The sequence below is a fragment of the Neptuniibacter marinus genome, from assembly GCF_965223595.1.
GTDB classification, from domain to species: domain Bacteria; phylum Pseudomonadota; class Gammaproteobacteria; order Pseudomonadales; family Balneatricaceae; genus Neptuniibacter; species Neptuniibacter marinus.
In genome coordinates this window covers 2,243,283-2,261,947 of sequence record NZ_OZ245004.1, presented here as the reverse complement: position 1 = coordinate 2,261,947, position 18,665 = coordinate 2,243,283, and the positions used below count along the sequence as shown (strand labels likewise).

The 18,665-nt window shown below is 40.3% G+C and carries 20 protein-coding genes; 15 read left to right on the top strand and 5 right to left on the bottom strand.

All coding sequences use genetic code 11. From position 1 onward, the window contains the following. The first annotated feature begins 22 nt into the window (after positions 1–22). The 10 genes from ACOQOE_RS10645 to ACOQOE_RS10600 all read left to right on the top strand — a co-directional run bounded on the left by ACOQOE_RS10645 (position 23) and on the right by ACOQOE_RS10600 (position 8,391). Positions 23–1,339 carry a DUF1329 domain-containing protein gene (locus tag ACOQOE_RS10645; RefSeq protein WP_420553954.1) on the top strand — a complete coding sequence of 439 codons (1,317 nt, stop codon included), beginning with the start codon at positions 23–25 and terminating at the stop codon, positions 1,337–1,339. Between the two features lie 247 nt (positions 1,340–1,586). Continuing rightward, the gene (locus ACOQOE_RS10640; RefSeq protein ID WP_082792427.1) at positions 1,587–3,584 is read left to right on the top strand and encodes a methyl-accepting chemotaxis protein; all 1,998 of its coding nucleotides are present in this window, start codon (positions 1,587–1,589) and stop codon (positions 3,582–3,584) included. A 234-nt stretch (positions 3,585–3,818) separates the two neighbouring features. Continuing rightward, positions 3,819–4,355 (top strand): DUF2878 domain-containing protein, encoded by a 537-nt coding sequence (locus ACOQOE_RS10635; RefSeq protein WP_067867382.1) that lies wholly within the window; start codon positions 3,819–3,821, stop codon positions 4,353–4,355. Continuing rightward, positions 4,340–4,834 (top strand): hypothetical protein, encoded by a 495-nt coding sequence (locus tag ACOQOE_RS10630; protein ID WP_067867385.1) that lies wholly within the window; start codon positions 4,340–4,342, stop codon positions 4,832–4,834. Before ACOQOE_RS10635 ends, ACOQOE_RS10630 begins: the two co-directional genes overlap by 16 nt. A 32-nt stretch (positions 4,835–4,866) precedes the next feature. After that, entirely contained in the window at positions 4,867–5,406 is a 540-nt protein-coding gene (locus ACOQOE_RS10625; protein ID WP_067867388.1) for a DUF3833 domain-containing protein, read from the top strand. A gap of 15 nt (positions 5,407–5,421) precedes the next feature. After that, a complete protein-coding gene (locus tag ACOQOE_RS10620; protein ID WP_420553953.1) occupies positions 5,422–6,195 on the top strand; it encodes an SDR family NAD(P)-dependent oxidoreductase in 774 nt (257 codons plus the stop codon). 32 nt (positions 6,196–6,227) lie between these two features. Further along, positions 6,228–6,650, top strand: coding sequence for a nuclear transport factor 2 family protein (locus ACOQOE_RS10615; RefSeq protein WP_067867393.1), 423 nt, complete (start codon positions 6,228–6,230; stop codon positions 6,648–6,650). A gap of 83 nt (positions 6,651–6,733) precedes the next feature. Further along, on the top strand, positions 6,734–7,174 hold the full coding sequence (locus tag ACOQOE_RS10610; protein ID WP_231867973.1) for a hypothetical protein: 441 nt from the start codon (positions 6,734–6,736) through the stop codon (positions 7,172–7,174). A gap of 250 nt (positions 7,175–7,424) precedes the next feature. Beyond that, positions 7,425–7,958, top strand: coding sequence for an N-acetylmuramoyl-L-alanine amidase (locus ACOQOE_RS10605; protein WP_067867398.1), 534 nt, complete (start codon positions 7,425–7,427; stop codon positions 7,956–7,958). Between the two features lie 97 nt (positions 7,959–8,055). After that, a complete protein-coding gene (locus ACOQOE_RS10600) occupies positions 8,056–8,391 on the top strand; it encodes a hypothetical protein (RefSeq protein ID WP_420553952.1) in 336 nt (111 codons plus the stop codon). Positions 8,392–8,417: 26 nt separating this feature from the next. Here the strand turns inward: ACOQOE_RS10600 and ACOQOE_RS10595 are convergent, their stop codons facing one another. Next, on the bottom strand, positions 8,418–10,289 hold the full coding sequence (locus ACOQOE_RS10595) for a substrate-binding domain-containing protein (RefSeq protein ID WP_420553951.1): 1,872 nt from the start codon (positions 10,287–10,289) through the stop codon (positions 8,418–8,420). A gap of 158 nt (positions 10,290–10,447) precedes the next feature. Here ACOQOE_RS10595 and ACOQOE_RS10590 point away from each other — a divergent pair, with 158 nt between their 5' ends. Beyond that, positions 10,448–10,951 carry a DUF4124 domain-containing protein gene (locus ACOQOE_RS10590; protein WP_067867407.1) on the top strand — a complete coding sequence of 168 codons (504 nt, stop codon included), beginning with the start codon at positions 10,448–10,450 and terminating at the stop codon, positions 10,949–10,951. A 185-nt stretch (positions 10,952–11,136) separates the two neighbouring features. Here the strand turns inward: ACOQOE_RS10590 and ACOQOE_RS10585 are convergent, their stop codons facing one another. From ACOQOE_RS10585 to ACOQOE_RS10575, 3 genes are read right to left on the bottom strand one after another with little or no spacing between them, the layout of a single operon-like run. Further along, entirely contained in the window at positions 11,137–11,439 is a 303-nt protein-coding gene (locus ACOQOE_RS10585) for a hypothetical protein (RefSeq protein WP_067867410.1), read from the bottom strand. A 1-nt stretch (position 11,440) separates the two neighbouring features. Then, complete coding sequence (locus ACOQOE_RS10580; RefSeq protein ID WP_067867413.1) at positions 11,441–12,301, bottom strand: hypothetical protein; 861 nt, start codon at positions 12,299–12,301, stop codon at positions 11,441–11,443. After that, complete coding sequence (locus ACOQOE_RS10575; RefSeq protein WP_067867416.1) at positions 12,302–12,886, bottom strand: PilZ domain-containing protein; 585 nt, start codon at positions 12,884–12,886, stop codon at positions 12,302–12,304. It lies immediately after the preceding gene. A gap of 213 nt (positions 12,887–13,099) precedes the next feature. On the opposite strand from ACOQOE_RS10575, the gene ACOQOE_RS10570 reads away from it, so the two are divergent. Together ACOQOE_RS10570 and ACOQOE_RS10565 are read left to right on the top strand one after the other, a co-directional pair. Next, complete coding sequence (locus ACOQOE_RS10570; RefSeq protein WP_067867421.1) at positions 13,100–14,344, top strand: lipoprotein-releasing ABC transporter permease subunit; 1,245 nt, start codon at positions 13,100–13,102, stop codon at positions 14,342–14,344. Next, the gene (locus tag ACOQOE_RS10565) at positions 14,337–15,035 is read left to right on the top strand and encodes an ABC transporter ATP-binding protein (RefSeq protein WP_420553950.1); all 699 of its coding nucleotides are present in this window, start codon (positions 14,337–14,339) and stop codon (positions 15,033–15,035) included. Before ACOQOE_RS10570 ends, ACOQOE_RS10565 begins: the two co-directional genes overlap by 8 nt. A 44-nt stretch (positions 15,036–15,079) precedes the next feature. On the opposite strand, the gene ACOQOE_RS10560 is transcribed toward ACOQOE_RS10565, so the two are convergent. Further along, positions 15,080–15,568, bottom strand: a complete 489-nt coding sequence (locus ACOQOE_RS10560; protein ID WP_231867974.1) for a DUF2062 domain-containing protein — start codon at positions 15,566–15,568, stop codon at positions 15,080–15,082. Positions 15,569–15,680: 112 nt separating this feature from the next. Here ACOQOE_RS10560 and ACOQOE_RS10555 point away from each other — a divergent pair, with 112 nt between their 5' ends. After that, on the top strand, positions 15,681–17,990 hold the full coding sequence (locus ACOQOE_RS10555; RefSeq protein WP_420553949.1) for a DNA internalization-related competence protein ComEC/Rec2: 2,310 nt from the start codon (positions 15,681–15,683) through the stop codon (positions 17,988–17,990). Positions 17,991–18,037: 47 nt separating this feature from the next. Then, the gene (locus ACOQOE_RS10550) at positions 18,038–18,658 is read left to right on the top strand and encodes a MotA/TolQ/ExbB proton channel family protein (RefSeq protein WP_067867431.1); all 621 of its coding nucleotides are present in this window, start codon (positions 18,038–18,040) and stop codon (positions 18,656–18,658) included. The last annotated feature ends 7 nt before the right edge of the window (positions 18,659–18,665 follow it).

Below are 18,665 nucleotides of genomic sequence, written 5' to 3'. Positions count from 1 at the left end.
GAATAATAAAAGGTAGATAGCGATGTTGAAAAAAACATTAATAACGTTAGCGGTTACGACAGCATTAAGCGTAAGCGCTCAAGCGGCACAAGTTTCTGAAGATGTGATTCAGAAAGCGTTTCATCCTTATGCGAAATCACTTCCTAAAGTGGATGCGATAACACCAGGAATGACCATTAATGCAGGTAATGTGGATTCAGTTAAGGAATACCTTGATCCTGCCATGTATATGTTCATCAAAAATGGTGATTATGAAATGAAAGTGGGGGAAACGACCTCATTTGATCTCCATAAGTCCTACATAGACGCCACTCGTAAATACTCAGGGGATGTAAAGTTAGGTTCAAAACCGGGTGAAATATCAGGTTCTGTTGCGGGTCGGCCTTTCCCTCAAGAGCCATCAATGGATGACCCCCGAGCAGGTGAGAAGCTAGCTTGGAACTACAAGTTTGGTTACAACTGGGGAGATTCTTCCGCGATTTACCCGTTCTATTGGAAATACCGCGATATGAACAGTGGTAAAGTAGAACGTACAGTAAAAATGAACTTCCACTTTTTGAATTTCACTCACCGAACGCAACAGGAGCCATTCCCTGAAATTACGCCCAACCCATCCAATCTTTTTCGTGGTACCTACGTGCAAGTGTTAGAGCCGTTTGATGTGAAAGACACTCAATTACTGATCCAGCGATTTGATGATGATCTTAAGCGTGATAATGCTTATTTATATTTAGGTTTTCAACGTCGTGTACGTCGCTTGTCTTCAGGTCAAACAACCGATGCCTTCCTTGGTTCTGATGTCATGATCGAAGATTTTGAGGGTTATAACGGTCGAATTAGTGATATGAACTGGACTTACAAAGGCACCAAATATATTTTGTCGCCGATGTATAACCATAACGAGATGGTGCTTGACACTGAAACCCATAAAGATGATGACGGTTATCAGGTGATTAAGTTCGGTGGTAAAGGGGGATGTTTCCCCGAAATTACTTGGCAGCTGCGTAAAACCTATGTTGTAGAGTCTTCACCTGTTGATCCGAACCATCCAATTAGTAAGCGTGAGCATTACATGGATGCACAGACCTTCATTATCCCACGTAATATTACCTACGACCGCAAAGGCGATATGTGGAAAAGTTGGACTATTGGGCAAGCCCATCCTGATCATCACTTACCTATAAACAAAGGTACTGGTGTTGCTATTGATGATAGCTTCTCCATGGTTGATATACAGGCTAATCATTGTACGACAGGTCAGTTTAAAGGGATTGTTGATCCTGAGCTGACGCCACCAAGTAAAATGACAGTACAAAACTTACGCGCATCAGGCCGTTAAGTTTTTGAGGTTGTTATGGTCCCCTTCTTTACCTTAACAACCTTTCTTTCACAACATACTGCTCGAAGCTGGATGCTTATTTTTTTAAGCCAAGGATGGCTTTTATTTTAAGCTTATTGCAAATACTCCCAACTATAGGACAGTGAATCATCACTTAAATACTTTGAGTGATTGTTAATGACCTATCTCATGATATTCATAACGCTGTCGGTATCTGTTATTCAAATCTGACGTAGAACAATAAAAAATGAATAGATTTAAACAAATGTCCATTAGCTTACGGATTACCTTAGGTTATATGGTGATGATGTGCCTTTTAGCCATGTTAGGTTTTTCCTCTGTCTTTAATATCAGTAAGCTCGCATCTGCTTTGCAGTTTGTATCGGGGCCGGCGCTTCAAGCATCAAATGGAGGTAGTGATACAGCCTTCAGTCTGCAAGCTGAAGTGTTAAAAACACAGCAAATATTACTTAAGCAGATTGATCATAAAAAAGGGTTTGCAGAGATAAAAGAGTTACATAAAGCGGGTCAAAAGGGTTTTTCTCAAGTTTTAGAGAGTGGCTTAGTGGATCAATCGCTATTGAAGTTATCCGCTCAGCAAATGGATGATTATAAAAGCTTAAATGAGCGTGCGCTGTCCCTGTATATCCGTGTTGAAAAAGAGAGGACTGATCTAGCAAAGCTGACTGATATAGTTCTAGAAAACGTAATGGTTTCTCAAGAAGACACCATGATCTTAATTGATGAACATTATAATAATCGTCTAAAGGCCGAGCGCTACCGTGATTTAGATTTACTGCTTTCTGAAGTTAAAACCTTAATTCTCTCACGCAACTATGTGTTACAGCAGTTTTTCAATGGGGTGGAGGTAGAAAAACAGCGTAAAGTAATGGCAGAACAATATAGATTATTAGAGCCAACTTATCAGCGCTTACTTGTGATGCTGAAAAATCTAGCACTAACCGAACATGCGGTGAATATAGAAGCATCTCTCGGCAAATTATTACAACAATATGAGCAAGTGGTTAATGACCACTTAGCGTTTAAAAAAGTACAGGACTCCTCATTTAATAAAGCGCAGGCTCTACTCAGCAACTTATCCAAAATAAAGGATCAAGGTGAGCAGAAAATATTAGAGAACACTCATTCTGTAGTGTCTCTTGTCGAGCAAGCAAAGGAGTTTATCTTAGCCGTTGTAATTATTGGCTTGTTAGTAGGTGTTATTGCAATGTTATTTGGCTACCGAACGGTAGTAAAACCACTTGATGCTATCGCTGATAACTTAGATAAAATTGGTCGTGGTGATGGTAATTTAAATGTAAAACTTAGTGAAAAAGGGGCCAAAGAGCTACGTAAGCTTTCCATCGGCTTTAACGTTTTTGTGAATAAAATCAAACATACCGTTATTGGGGTTAATGATGCTGCTAAAAATCTCTGTAGCCAAACAGATAAACTGGTTGTTATCAGTGATACCACACGAACCGTAATAAACGAGCAAACAACAGATACTGAGCTTGTGGTTGAGGCGATAGACCAACTTGCCATTAGTACCTCTGAAATTGCTGAAAGTGCGGCTCATGCAGCTGATGCAGCAAAAGATGCAGATGCATTTTCAGAGAGCGGTAAACATGAAGTCTATGCCATGATTCAAGCTATTCGTAGCCAAGTCGAGCAGCTTAATAATACAAATACTGTAATGGATAAACTGTCGCATGATTCGAAGCGAATTGGTGAGGTATTAAGTGTTATTAATGATATTGCTGAACAAACAAATCTATTAGCTTTAAATGCTGCAATCGAGGCTGCACGTGCAGGAGAGAAGGGCCGAGGTTTTGCCGTTGTTGCTGATGAGGTAAGAACCTTAGCGAGTAATACGCAGCAAGCGACAACGACGATTCAAAACGTCATTAAAGAGTTACAAAGTGCTTCTAAAGAGGCCGAGTCATCGGTGGCTTATACGCTAAAAATCGCAGAGCAAGGGGTTATTCAAGCGGAGAAAGCGGATGATATTTTAAAGAAAATTACAGATGCGATAGGGACGATTAACAGTGTTAATATGCAAGTTGCCGCGGCGACTCAGCAACAGGCTGTTATTACGCAATCTATAAAAGAGAATATCTATTCTGTCAGCGGTAAATCAATAAAAACGAGCCAATCATTTGATGAAATTAACGAGAGTATAGAGGTTATAATCGCCGTTATTGATGGTTTAAATGGTGGCATTAAGCAATTCAAACTCAACTGAACTTCGCGCTAAGTTAAGAAACTAGGGTGCCTTCGCGGAGGCGCCTTTTTAAACTTCCTTCTTAATATCCCTCAAATCAGTGGATATTAGCTCCTCGATTAACAAAATATTTTTTTAAATATCGATTTTAAGCTTAGGCCGTTTTTTCATACTTAATTAAATCAGAGTAAAACTGAACCAATTCCATGCAAGTTCCGTATAGCTGATTAATTCAAATGGGCATGGGAACGGCTAATGTTTTCAGGTATCACTCAAAATGTATGGGTCAATTTGATCGGATTTAATCTGATATGGATTTTATCTATTACTTATAAAAATGAAGCGGTTCTTATCGTTAGTCTATTTCTATTACTTCACCTATTACTTCATACGGATCCCATAACTGAAGCGTTTATATTGGCCATCGTTACTTTGCTTGGTTATAGCTTGGATAGCGTGATGACTTTATTGGGCGTTTATTGGTTTGAAAATAATAGCCCGAATGATCTTAGAATCTTTGCGCCATTATGGTTGGCACTACTCTGGTTATCATTTGCGGCCACGTTGAGACAAAGTCTAAGCTTTTTCTCTAACAAACTTAAACTAAGTGTAATTGCGGGGGCCTTTTCTGGAGGTTTTTCTTATTTTGCAGCGGCTAATTTAGGTGCCGTTAGCTTTCCGCTAGGCGACTTTGTAACTGTTTTAATGGTTGCAGTTATCTGGGCCTTTTTATTCCCACTACTGCTGATCTTAACCTCTTACATAGAGAGGGCATTATGCACAGAGTATTGATCGTTTTGTGTATCTTCCTGTTTTCTAAGGATAGCTATGCCACCCAGCTACCTTCCGCTTGGCGGGTTGTAGGTTCAGCGGAGTTAAAACTGTTGTGGTTTCCTATTTACAGTGCGCAATTGAAGACCCCTAAAGGTGTGTTTTCTGGTACGGATCGCTCTGTTTTGCTGTCTCTTGAATACCATCGAGATATAGAAAAAGCAGTGTTACTGCGTGAGACGGAGAAAAGTATTAAGCAGACAATATCGCCGGACGATCGTGAAAATTTATTATCAGATCTTGCCATTATGTGGCCGGACATTCAGAAGGGAAGCAGCCTTGCTTTTTTGATTGATAAAGATGGATATGGACACTTTTTTTATAACGGTGGATTTCTAGGTTCACTAGACGAACCAGAAATGAGCCAAATCATTATTAATATTTGGCTTTCAGATAAAAGTAGATATCCCGATTTGGCGAAACAGCTTAGGGGAGAGTAATTTTGCATAAATATGTTCTTAGGGTGGCCATTATGATTTTCATTCCTTTTGTTACAAGTTGTGCTGTAAATATTGACCAGTATGAAGAGAATCAACCTGTATTAGATCTGAGCGAGTTTTTTGATGGGCACTTGGAAGCGTACGGCATTGTGCAGGATTATAAAGGCAAGGTAAGTCGCCGTTTTCGTGCCGATATACTAGGACAGTGGGATGGTGATAACGGTGTATTAGATGAGTTGTTTTTCTTCACGGATGGTGAAGAGGAACATCGATGCTGGCAGTTAAGCAAACAAGGGAATAACTATACAGGTACCGCGGGCGATGTTATTGGTCGTGCGGAAGGTCAGGTCGCAGGCAATGCTTTAAATTGGAAATATACTTTATCTGTACCGGTGAAAGGTAAGACGTGGAAGATTAATCTTAATGATTGGATGTATCTTGTTGATGATAAGAACCTAATCAACCGTGCAAAAATGTACAAGTTCGGTTTAGAGGTTGGGCAAGTTACTCTCTACATACGCAAGGTCTCATCATTACCCCATCGTAATTTAACGAATGGCTGTAAACTTTAATGATAGGGGAACATTATGAATCATTATGAGCCTTTACCTTGGAAAAATGTTTGGATCACAGGAGCTGGAAGAGGAATTGGGCGTGCGCTTGCTATCCTATTAGCGGGTCAAGGGATAAGAGTTTATGCCTCCTCTCGAACTGAAATTGAACTTGAAAAATTAGTCGCTGAGTATCAACACTTACCCGGTGAAATTATTCCTATAAGATTAGATACTCGATGTGTCGAAGAGCTTGAACAGCTGATCAAAGAGTGGGATCAAACAGATTTCTTTCCAGAATTAGTGGTTCTTAATGCGGGAACTCACGATCCCTTTTCAGCCGCTGAATTTAGCGCTCAGCGGTGTAAACACTTATTCGATATAAACCTGCAAGGCACGATCAATTGCCTAGAGCCTGCTCTCCAGCGAATGCTCAAACGAGATAAAGGGCAGATTGCAGTGATGGCATCTGTCGCGGGATATAGAGGTCTACCCACAGCGGCTGCCTACGGTGCTAGCAAAGCGGCTTTAATTCATCTGTGTGAATCATTGCGGTTAGATCTGAAAAACACGCATATAAAGCTTCAGGTTATAAATCCTGGATTTGTTAAAACCCCGCTGACTGATAAAAATGAATTTACGATGCCGGCTTTGTTGGCTCCAGATGAGGCAGCGACACGCATACTCAATGGTTTATTAAGCGATCATTTTGAAATTACCTTTCCTAAACGCTTTACCTTTATACTTAAACTCTTACGTATTATTCCTTACCGTTTATATTTCTATTTAGCCGGTAAAATAGTGAAGTAACTTGTTTCTTTCATCGAGTAATGGAAATAAAAATGAGTCCTTGGTTAACGAACTATATTACTGTCCTTGAGTCGCTTAGTTCTGCTGATTTACCTCGGTTGCGAGCATGTATCTCTGAGGACATTAAATTTAAAGACCCCTTTAACGACACGAGTACTCAGGATGAGTTTATTGCCATTATGGATGATATGTATTCACGTCTTGATAACGTTCATTTTAAGGTCCACAGCTCAGCAGAATATGAACGTGAAGCTTTTATTGAATGGACCTTCTATGGAGAATCGAAACTGACAGGGACATTTAGTTTTGTTGGTACAAGTAAGTTAATATCAGATCAACGTGGAAAGGTTACACACCATTTTGACTATTGGGATGGTTCAGCGTTAATGGAGAAAATCCCACTGATAGGCTTCTTTATTCGTCAATTAAGAGGCCGCTTTTCACATAAAAATTAACTTTATGAGTATGTCTTAGTAAATGCGTAGAATAGGTTAGTTGATGTTAGGGAAATAGGACTTGCTACATAAATGGATTCATTTTGAATAGATTAAGCTTTTTCTGTATATCACTGGGCACCGCCTGTTTAGTGAACAGTGTATCTTTGTATGCAGATTCACTTGCTCCGTTTACGAGTGATGGTTGCAGCGCCTTTCCTGATGGAACCATGCAACACCGCCAGTTGTGGTTAAAATGCTGTACGGCGCATGATTACGCGTATTGGAAAGGGGGAACCTATCAAGAGCGAGTACAAGCAGATAAAGCCCTCAATCATTGTGTTACTGAAGTAGGTGAGCCAGAACTCGCATTATTAATGTTAGCGGGTGTGCGGGTTGGAGGCACTCCTTTTTTCCCTACAACATTTCGCTGGGGGTATGGTTGGCCCTATCCTCGAAACTATAGGGCGCTTACTCCCGATGAGCTGGGGCAAATTCGAAAACTGTCAATGAAAGCGTATATAAACTATCAACTGGAAAAATAGATCTACGCTCTAGTTTTTATTATCTATTTTAAGCTATTATTTTACCACTGCTTATAGTTAGCAGTTCAGCATCAAGGATTGTGCTGTCTCTTCATAGAGTGTTTTCTTTCCTTGTGTCTTTTACTTGTTAGTGGTTTAGGCACATTCTCACATATGCATTTATGTTGTGCTTTTTCCTTTGACCTGTATTTATATATGAAGTTATAGACGTATCACTATCAAAAAAATAATTTAGAGCAGGGTAGGGAATATGAAAACGTGCGCATTGGTCATCGGACATAAAAAAAATTCACCTGGAGCCGTTAATGAGCGCCGTAAACTCACTGAATTTACATTTAATGAGGCGCTGGCAAGTGAGATCGAGCGGGCGGTTGTAGGGGTGAATATTCAGCGGGTTTATAGACGCACATACACATCACTACCTGATGACTTAAATGAGCTAGACCCTGATTTTATACTTAGCCTTCACTGCAATGCGTTTAATAAAAGCGCTTCTGGGACAGAAGTGCTCTATTACCATCGTTCAGCCTTAGGTAGACAAATGGCTGAAATTCTACAGCAGCAGTTAGTTTACGCGCTTGATTTGCCCAATCGAGGCGTTAAACCAAAAAACTCTGAAGATAGAGGAGGTTATCTTTTGCAAAAGACTTATGCGCCTTGTTTAATTGCTGAACCTTTCTTTATAGACAATGATCAAGATCTTGAGGTGGCATCGACCCATTATTCCGCTCTGATCGATGCCTATGCGAGAGGGATAGAGGAGATGGCTGAACTTATCAGTTAATATCTATCCATCGGATAAAACTGATCTGCTTCATTCTAATAATTGCTACACCTATTTGTTAAGATAGGTGTAGATAATTTTATTGAAGGGGATTAATTTGTCTAATCAATTATTAGAAACTTTGTGTGATTTAGTAACGGAAGCCCATACGCGTATTCAAAAGAACTTTAGCCACCTTGATCCAATTGTTGGGGTTAGCCAGAGTATGAGAAAGAGCGGGGTTCCAGCTGATGCGATGACTATCGACTGTCTAAGGTCAGGTAAGCGTATTATTATTGTATTGCATGATGAAAGCCCAAATTTAGTAAACTACCAGTTTGCCTATAGAGATAAAGATCCCTTCAATGATTTTGAACAACTGGCATCTAATGAACTATCGGAGCAAATTTTGTACAACTGGATGCACAGTTATTTCTTAGCTAATGATAAGTGAACCTTATAAGGGCGCTAGCCTTTAAACTATCGTGTTGCTGTATTAAACGGGGTAGTTGTATTGCTGTTTACCCAGATTTCTACACGACGGTTTCGTTCTCTTCCCGCTTTTGTTGTATTGGAGGCTATTGGTGCCATTTCACCTAGCCCTATAGTATTTTTAATATTGATCCCGCGCGATATAAGTGCAGATTCTACCGCTTTAGCTCGCTGCAAAGAGAGGGATTGGTTACCTAATGGATCGCCAATACTGTCAGAAAAGCCGATAAGCATTGCTTGCTGCCCTGGACTTGTTTCAAAAAACTGGACTACACGTTCTAAATCGCGCACCGCTTTATTATCTAAAACAAAAGTACCACTATTAAAACGAAAGTTAAGTGATAGCCGCTGTGCATTCTTAACCGTTTGAATGTATTTTTGTGGAAGGTTATCGGTCAGCATAGGTTTAATGTTATATACATTTTGTGAAATAAACCCTGCCTGTTTAACGACTTCTTGGCCCTCTTTTGATAAGGCAAACTCTATAAATTGATGGGCCTCTGATTGAGTATTAATTGTGCTGGGTTCGTAAATATATAAGCGACGAACAAGAGGGTAGTCTTCTGTAGAAATCGTGAAGGATGTTGGGTAGATAGGTTGGCCGTGTTGATCATCAGATATAGCGAGTGCTTTAGCTCGCAATACATAAGGAAGACCAATAAACCCAATCGCTCCAGGGGTTTTGCTAACGTGATCAGACAGCTCAACGCTTGATTCTATGCGTGTGGCATCCGCACTTAGGGTTGCGCCATGTTTTTTAAGGACCATAGATTTAAACGAATCCCATGTTCCCGAGTTACTATCACGTGCAAAGATCGCTACATCTTGGTTTTTACCACCTAGCTCTTTCCAGTTTTTAATAGTGCCTGAGAAAATTTTGGCCAATTGCTCTGTATTCAAATCACTAATAGGGTTATTGGGATTGATAATTACAGCGAGTCCATCCATGCCAATAATATGCTCAGTGCTTTTAGAGCGAAGGTCACCGTACTGAGCCGTTAATTGTTTGACCTCTTTATCTTTAATGCGCCTTGATGCCATGGCTAAGTCGGTTTTACGACTAGCAAGGGCTTTGAATCCGGTGCTTGAACCATGAGCATAGATAGGTATTGTGCGTTGAGAGCGATCCGATTGGCTATAAACCTCTAAATTCTTTTCAACATCAATATGAGATTCAACAAGTTTAAAGTCAGTAGCCCCTTGGCTTTTATAAAAGGCTTTGATTAATTCTGGAGCCAATACTTCGCCAATAGTGTTTGAGCCTTGAATACGGAAAGCGATATTGTTTTCTTGGCTCTTAATTGTGGGTTGCGATGGTTGAATCTTATTTTTATAGTTTTTAATGATTGAGGAGGCGTCTTGCTGATCTACTATCAGGGGAGCTGCTGCGTCCCTTATAGCTTTAGCGGGTTCTATCGTAACTGTTTTTTTGATCACTGGTGCTTGGGACTTTTCTTGGGAGTTATGAGCAAAAGATTGCACCTCAGTTGTTTTGTCAAACAGCATAAAACTAAGGCTAAATAAGAGAATGATAATAACGCCAGAAATAATGTAGATAGGTTTGTTATTATGATTAAGTACTTCTATGCTAGTTTCTGATGTGTTGCTAGATGGAGTAACAGGCTCCTCCTGTGGAAACTCAACTTCTTTGATGAGCTCTAATTCATCAGTGGTTAAAAGATCAGTGTAAATTTGTTGTAGCGGTTTGCTAATTGGAAGCTCTGTAATATCAACATTGAGTAAAATGGAGCGTCGATACTCTTGATCATGGGTGAAACGATGTAAATCTATTTTCTCATGGCCTTGGCGCTCAAGTTCACGTTTGAGTTTCCAAATTAGGTCAAAAACCGTTGTTTTCACAGCACTATTCTCATCGATGGACAGGGTTTTAGGTGGGGGTAAGGCGGCTGATTCTAATAACGGAACATTGCCGGAATATGACAAAAATAATTTAGCGCTAATTGGCTTTTTGCATATGTAAAAACTTTGTCGCTAGATATAAATCGGAAGAGGTTAAAATGAAAAAACGGATTTTACTGTGTAGCTTTATGATGAGCTTATCCCTCTGTTCTATTGCTGATGAGATGTATAGTTGGGTTGATGAAAACGGTGTTAAGCACTTTAGTAATAAGCCACCTCAAGGGGATGAGAGAGAAACTGTCCGAGGTGAGGTCAATTTTGGTAAATTGAATGGGACTCAGCTTAATACTATGCAGCCTTTTACGCGGCCACAGTCAACAGACCCTGCTAAGCCAACGGAAAATAAAGTAGAGAATAAAAGTGTTGATGAAACCAAAACACCTGTTGCGGATGATGTAGATAAGACAACCCAAGGTAAGACAGACAAATCTAGTTTACAGAGCCGAGCTCAGCAGCTAGAAGGTTATAATAATGGCGGTAAGGCCAAGAGAATTAAGGAGATTAAAGAAGGCTCTGAGCAACAGACCTCTACTAAAACGATCAGTCAAAAGTTAAAGACATACAATGCGTCTAAAGCTGTAAATCAGACGACAAGTGAGTAGATTTCATACTCCCCGCAGCCTTGCAGGAGTAACAGCTGAATAGATGAATTCGCTATTGTTTAAGTAGGTTTTGGTGAATACTTTTCATTGATTATAGCTAGAGTGAAAAGAGTGTCATTTTCTGGGGTTGATGATTTATAGGGATCGGGTGCTAATCTTGACTTTAGCAAGTGACCTTTATGGCATTACTTCTTTTTCTGCTTTAATTTATCCTCGTTTTTATAATATTCATCTTCATAGTATATGCCGCTCACATTGAGTTTTTTTTCTGCCCAACGATTAAATCTGGACCATAGAAAGAAGCCTGGTGTCATCAGGATCATAATACCTAGCATAAGTCCTGATCCTGCATATTTATCGGGCATTTGCTGAGTAATCCAGTCCAAAAAACCAAGCTCTCTGCCAATGTAAAACCATAAAATAAGCCCTACAAATCCGGTTCCTACAGCAAGGTGATGTAAATATTTCTTTGAGTTTTTTTCAGTCATATCATCTATAACGGTGTATGCGTAAGCTTGGCAAGTAGGGCTCTGGGTCAATAATCAGATCGCTACGTTGCTGACGTTTTCGCGTTTCGGGTGGGGTTAAACTAGGTATATTATATTCCGGAAAATTTTCTTTATCACCTAAGGGAAAGAAAATAGGCAGAGGAGCATTTCTTGCTTTGCGTAATAATTGCTCATTCTCTTTCCATAAGATATTAGCACGCATCAATGGTACTTGTGGCTGTAATTGAGCTAAATGTTCTGTTTGGGGTATTTTAGCCAGAGCTTCGAGCTGCAGTTGTATGTGTAATTGAGAGGTATCCATTTTAAGGAGTTTTTTTTCAGCGCTAGCAACTGAGACTTTTTTGATACTTCTGCCGCTGGTATACCAACTAAATAAAACCTTTGCGGGAGTGCTATCTAATACAGGAAAAAGGCGATAGCACTGTTTTAAGTGTAAACGTGCTAAGCCTTGACTCTTAAGCTCAATATTTAGTTGCTCGGAACGTTTTTTTAACAGAGATAAAGGGTCGCCTACTTGTTCTCTAAATATTTTCACCGAATGTTGGAAGTTGGTCTTGGCGTGATTGAGTTGATGAATAATCGGGATAAGCTCAAGTGGAACACCAATTATACCATATAGGTTATCGGTTTTTCGTCCATCCCCTTCATGTAGGTGCCAAATATTAGTGAGGGTGTTAGCAACATTGAGCAGGGATGTCTTCGGTTGATGGTTAGATAGTATCCAATGCTGTGTTTTATTTTCGTCATTATAGTGAAGTAGCAGTGAGCGAAACTGCTTTAAACGTTGATTGAGATGATCAAAATCCCTGACTAAGATTTCTGTTTCGCAACGCTTGGTCATTTAATTATCTTCAGCGGGTGATTCCGACCCTTGTTGTCTTAATCTTGCTTGGCTCTCAAAAATTTGACGAGCCAAAACCATCCGGCAGCTTTCAGGCATTTTTATAAATTCTATACCTATCATAAACCCGCCATCATCTAAGGCTTGACTGCGGCAGCATTGAGCATACAAAAGTAAGCCTAAACAGGATTCAGGGAAAACCAATTTGACCGATACAAATGTGCCTATGTCGAAAGCCTCGTTGCTTTTAAATTGAATACCTCCTTCAGAGAGGTTTACTTCTTGAACCTCTGAGTTGGCGATGATCATTTCATTTGAAGCGATGGCTTGCGCAATACGCTCTATTTTATCGTGTATGATCTGTAGGAAAGAGGCTACGTTACTATCTTTTTCCGAGATTTTTCGGAGCAAATGGTGGCTTTGTGAATCTATTTCTTGAAGTTCACTTAAAAGCAAAAAGTTTGGAGAAACACCAAATTGGGTAGGGCTAGGGTGATGTTCAATCTCTGATTCAGCAATGACCTTTAGCTCCAGTGAAACACGTTGGTCTATTCGGAAATACTGGCGGCGGTCTTGTTCCTGCATTGATGAGCCCTCATCGGTGTAAGTGGTTTATTAACGAGTATAAGTACAAATGCATAGAAAAGCACCACTATAAGGACTTTTTATTAGCATGATTTTATTGAGGTTTTAAGTTGGTTTGTACCTATTAAACAGTAGGTTAGCTATGTTTCGTGTCATTATAAATTAACAGTGTAAACTTTTTACACAGTGACCTTTCTATGGTTTAATCGCGCCATGTTTAAACCATTATCCCTATTTATTGGATTGCGCTATACCGCAGCTAAGCGAAGCAATCACTTTATCTCTTTCATCTCATTGGCTTCGATGCTTGGTTTAATGCTCGGAGTTGCTGCGCTGATCGTTGTTCTTTCTGTTATGAACGGTTTTGACCGTGAGCTGAAACAGAGAATTCTCGGTATGGTGCCGCATGGTTCAATTAGTGCTTACGGCAAACCGCTCGAAAACTGGCCAGTGTTGGTTGAACAACTTTCCCGTCATCCTGATGTTGTTGCCGCTGCGCCCTTTATCCAAGCGCAAGGTATGCTAACTAATAGTGGTGTTGTACGCGGAGCGTTGGTTAATGGTATCGATCCATCAATCGAGCAAAAGGTTTCTATTCTTGGTGATCACATTACTTCGGGTTCTTTAGAGGCATTGAATCAACAACGGTTTGGGATTGTTTTAGGTGATCTTCTTGCTCGTTATTTGGGGGCCAGAGTAGGGGATAAAGTAACATTAGTCCTTCCAGAAGCGTCTGTTAGTGTCGCGGGTGTTGTTCCTCGTTTAAAGCGTTTTACTGTCGTGGGTATTTTTTCCGTTGGTGCAGAGCTTGATGCAAACCTTGCTTATATTAATCTTGATGATGCCGCGAAAATTAAACGTTTAGGCGAAGGGGTTGATGGTATTCGTCTTAAATTTGATAACCTTTTTTCTGCTCCAGGTAAGGTCAAAGAGATTGCTGCTGGGCTACCGGGTTATTATAGCTCAAGTGATTGGACGCGAACCCATGGTAATCTATTTCAAGCGATTCAGCTTGAAAAACGTATGATTGGACTGCTTCTATTTTTGATCGTTTTAGTGGCGGCTTTTAACATCGTTTCAACACTGGTGATGGTCGTTACCGACAAGAAAGCCGATGTCGCTATATTAAGAACCTTAGGGGCTACACCGGGACGAATCATGCGAATTTTCATGGTTCAAGGTACAGTTATCGGTATTTTAGGGACACTATTAGGTACGTTGCTTGGTGTTACTTTGGCGCTGACTATCTCAGACCTCATTGCTTGGGTTGAGCAGACCTTTAATATTCAGTTTTTAAATGCGGATGTTTATTTTATTAGTTATCTGCCTTCAGATTTACAGTGGCCTGATGTTGGCGTTATTACTGTAACCGCTCTTGTTATTAGTTTTTTAGCGACGATTTATCCTGCATGGCGAGCTGCCAAAACACATCCAGCAGAGGCTTTGCGCTATGAGTAAAGGTAATCGCTCTTCAAATATTGTACTTGAAGCTAAAGCTGTATCAAAAATTTATAAAGATGCAGGTAACGAAGTTGCTGTTTTATCTGAGTTAGACTTCTCTCTACATCGAGGTGAGCAGTTAGCGATTATTGGATCATCTGGCTCAGGGAAAAGTACGTTATTAAATATATTGGGTGGGCTTGATGAGCCTACTCAAGGAGAGGTGCTTGTAGCAGGAAGGAATCTTCATTCTGGTAATGAATCTGAACGAGCTAAAGTGCGTAATGAAACCTTAGGCTTTGTTTATCAGTTTCATCATCTATTGGCTGAATTTTCTGCCTTGGAGAACGTTGCGATGCCTCTATTGATGCGCAACATGCCGATGAAAGAGGTTGTGGAACAAGCAGAAGCTGTTTTAAATTCCGTAGGCTTATCCCATCGATTTTTACACAAACCATCACAATTGAGTGGTGGCGAACGCCAACGGGTTGCAATTGCAAGGTCACTTATAGGTAAGCCAGCGGTTGTGCTAATGGACGAACCTACTGGTAACTTAGATAGAAATACCGCGGCGAGTATTCAAACGTTAATTGATAGTTTGAACCAAGATTATGATATAGCTTTTGCTTTGGTAACTCATGACCCTGAACTGGCAAAAAGAACAGGGCGAGTACTTGAGTTGGTGGATGGGGCTCTGGTGGAAAGATGATCATAGCTTGAATAATAGTGTGCTTAATACTTTCCTCTTTTTGTTTATTTATTCCTTTTAGTCCGCTTTTTCCAGTTGTGGTTTACATGCCAAGTCCATAAGCCATGGACGGTAAAGAATCCGATAACACCAAAAAACAATCCCGATAGCACAGAGCCTAAAAGTAACGGCCACCATATGTGTGATATTCCACTCTCCCAAAACTCTATACTCATTTCAAAATGGATTGAGCTACTGGGGTTTCCAATCAAAAAGCTACCGACCAAATAGTTAAAATAGAATATAGGTGGAATAGTGAATGGGTTGGTTAGCCAAACCAAACTAACCGAAATAGGCAGGTTACTACGTACAGTAATGGCGATAACTGCAGCAACAAGCATCTGAAGTGGAATTGGAAGAAATGCGCAGAATAAACCCACAAAGAAAGCTCTAGCCACTGATTTGCGATTCAGGTGCCAAAGGTTAGGTTCATGAAGGTGGTGCCCAAGCCAGCTCAAATATTTGTGCTGTTTGAATTTTGCTTCATCTGGCATGTATTTTCTTATAAGTTTGCGTGGCATTATCTAACTTACTTATTATGGGCTAGCAAACGAGCGTAATGGGCATTATGCCCGCTGCTCTTAACTAAGCCAAGGAAAGTTAAGCATGAGATCAAGGATGATCGCAATTGCTGTCGGTTTTTTATGCGCCGCATGGCAGCCTCAAGTTATACCTATTACTGGTTGCATTTGTATTGCACTTTTAACATTGGTCTACGCTTTTTATGGTAGATCTTCTTATAAGCCATTTTTTATCTGCTGTTGTGCTGCCTTTCTTTATGCATCCTGCTGGGGTCATTGGCAGCTTTCTCATAAATTACCCGATCAATTACTGCGCTCTGACTGGGTTGTTTCGGGCAAGCTAGTAGGCCTTCCTAATGTTGAGGAGGGAGTCATTAGGTTTAACTTAGATGTTAAGTCGATGGAGTTACTCCGCTTATCGGCAAGTTCACAAATAAGTATTCAAAAAGCAAATGCTATAACAGATACAGATCTTAATGTCCGTTTATTAAAGCTGGCTTGGTATAAGCCTACTAAAGATCTCATACCTGGGCAGTATATTAAACTAATCGTTAGGCTAAAGCCTCCCCATAGTTTAGTTAATCCATCTGGGTTTGATTATGAGCGCTGGTTGTTAACGCATAAAATAGATGCCACGGGTTATGTTCGAGAATTTCTTGGTTCAGAAGATTATATGGATCAGGGAGTCACGAGTTTACGCTACGCTATAAATAAGTTGATAGAGAGTAGGTATGAAGAACCAAGTGATCGGGCTTTAGTTCAAGCCTTAGTCACTGGGTATAAAGATAATCTATCGCAAGATGATTGGGAAAAGCTGCGAGAAAGCGGAACGGTACATCTTGCCGTTATAAGTGGATTACATATTGGTTTTATTGCCCTTGTTGGTTGGTGGCTGGGTCGTATACTGTCAGCGTTTACTCCACGTCTTTATTATTTACCTTACCTTTTGTCCGTTGTTTTAGCGGGTTTATATATGCAAATTGCAGGCGGGGAGGTTCCGACCCAGCGCGCTTTTATTATGGTTCTCGTCTTTACGCTGTCAGGGTTATTGAAGTGGTATATCGATATTTGGCAGCGTTGGTGGTTAGCTTTAGTTTGTGTGCTTATATTTTCGCCTTTAGCGGTTCTCGAGATGGGGTTTTGGTTATCTTTCTCTGCTGTGGCACTGCTTATCTGGTTTGGCCAACAACCTGTACGTTGGTATAGCATCATAAAGATTCAATTTTTACTGCTGATTGGCATGTTGCCTTTTTACCTGTATTTCTTTTCTGGGGTGTCTTTAATTGCCCCTCTAGTGAATATCATTGCTATTCCTTTACTCTCGTTTCTAATTGTTATTATTGCCGTTAATTTGGTTTTTTCAGGTTTTTCTATACCTCTTTTAAGTCAGTGTGAATCTGCTTTAGTTGATCTCTTTTGGACGCTTGTTGATATGTCTGCTAATCAGGCTTGGGCCTACTTAGTAATCGATTATCCTAGTCTCGAGGCCATTGTTTTTGCGGCAATCGGAGTGATTATTTTAATTATGCCATCGGGTTTAGTGCCTAAATACTTAGCTCTTTTTTGTTTTTTACCTTTGGTCAGTCACGAACCGTTTATAGATTATGCAGTTGACAAGAAAGCAGTTGATGATAAGAACTTCTCAGCTATTGTTTTTGATATTGGCCAAGGGCTTAGTGTTTTAATAGAGGTAGGAGAGTATCGAGTTTTATATGATACAGGCGCTTCTTATCCTTCTGGTTTATCTGCATTTGAACGAGCTGCTTTGCCTTATTTTAAGCAAAAGAAAATCAAACAGCTTGATTACATGATCTTGAGTCACAATGATAATGATCATGTAGGTGGTTTCGCTAAGATTAAGCAATGGGTTGATATCAAAACCATTTTTTCTTCATTTCATCCAACCAATCAAAAAATAAAAACCTGTCAAGAGGGGGTGAGATGGAAAATTAACGGTGTGGACTTCGAGTTTCTAGCAGGGTCTAAAGGTCGTAATGATAATGATCGTTCTTGCGTATTACTTATCTCTAACGGGGATTGTTCTCTATTACTACCAGGGGATATTAGTAAGGCTGTAGAATCTAAAATGGTTTTAAAGCATAAGCGGCTTAAAATAGATCAACCATTAACTTGGTTAGTTGCTTCCCATCATGGCAGTCGGACGTCCAGCTCTGATACATTTCTAACCGTAATCTTACCTAAGCATGTTATTTTTAGCGCGGGTTATGGAAATGCATTTAATCATCCACATCCGGAGGTTGTTAGGCGCGCAAAAAGCTATGCAGCGCATACCTATACAACGGCTATAGATGGGGCTGTATTATTGAAATCGGAAGCGGGGCAAGCCTGTAGTACAACAACAATGCGCAAAGATGAAAAACGCTTCTGGAGATAGATTAATTCAATGTGGTAGAGTACGGCGCAGTTAAAGGAGAAATTACTGTGTTTGAAATTTTAAAATCAGGTGGTTGGTTGATGATACCAATCGTAGCATGTTCTATTATTGCCTTAGCTATCTGTTTAGAGCGCCTGTGGACATTGCGTCCCAGTAAAGTTGCCCCAGCCGGACTGTTGGCTGAGGTATGGGCGTTAATCAAACAACGTAATATCACTGCTGAGCGGTTAAGAGATATTAAGAATAGTAGTCCTCTAGGTGTGATTCTCGTTGCCGGGCTGAATAATGCTTCTCATGGTCGTGAGATAATGAAAGAAAGTATTCAAGAGGCGGCAGGGCAGGTTGTCCATGATCTTGAACGTTTTCTTAATCCCTTAGGTACTGTTGCGGCAATTACTCCGCTTTTGGGGCTGCTAGGTACGGTTATCGGTATGATTAAGGTGTTTACCGAAATAATGATTCAAGGCACTGGTAATGCCAATGTTCTTGCCGGCGGCATCTCCGAAGCCTTGATTACTACGGCGGCTGGCTTAACGATCGCAATTCCAGCTTTAATATTCCATCGTTACTTTCAGCGAAGAATTGATTCCTTAGTTATTACGATGGAGCAGGAAACCGTAAAGCTCATAGAAGTCATGCACGGTGAACGTGATATTGATGTTGAGTAAGGGATAA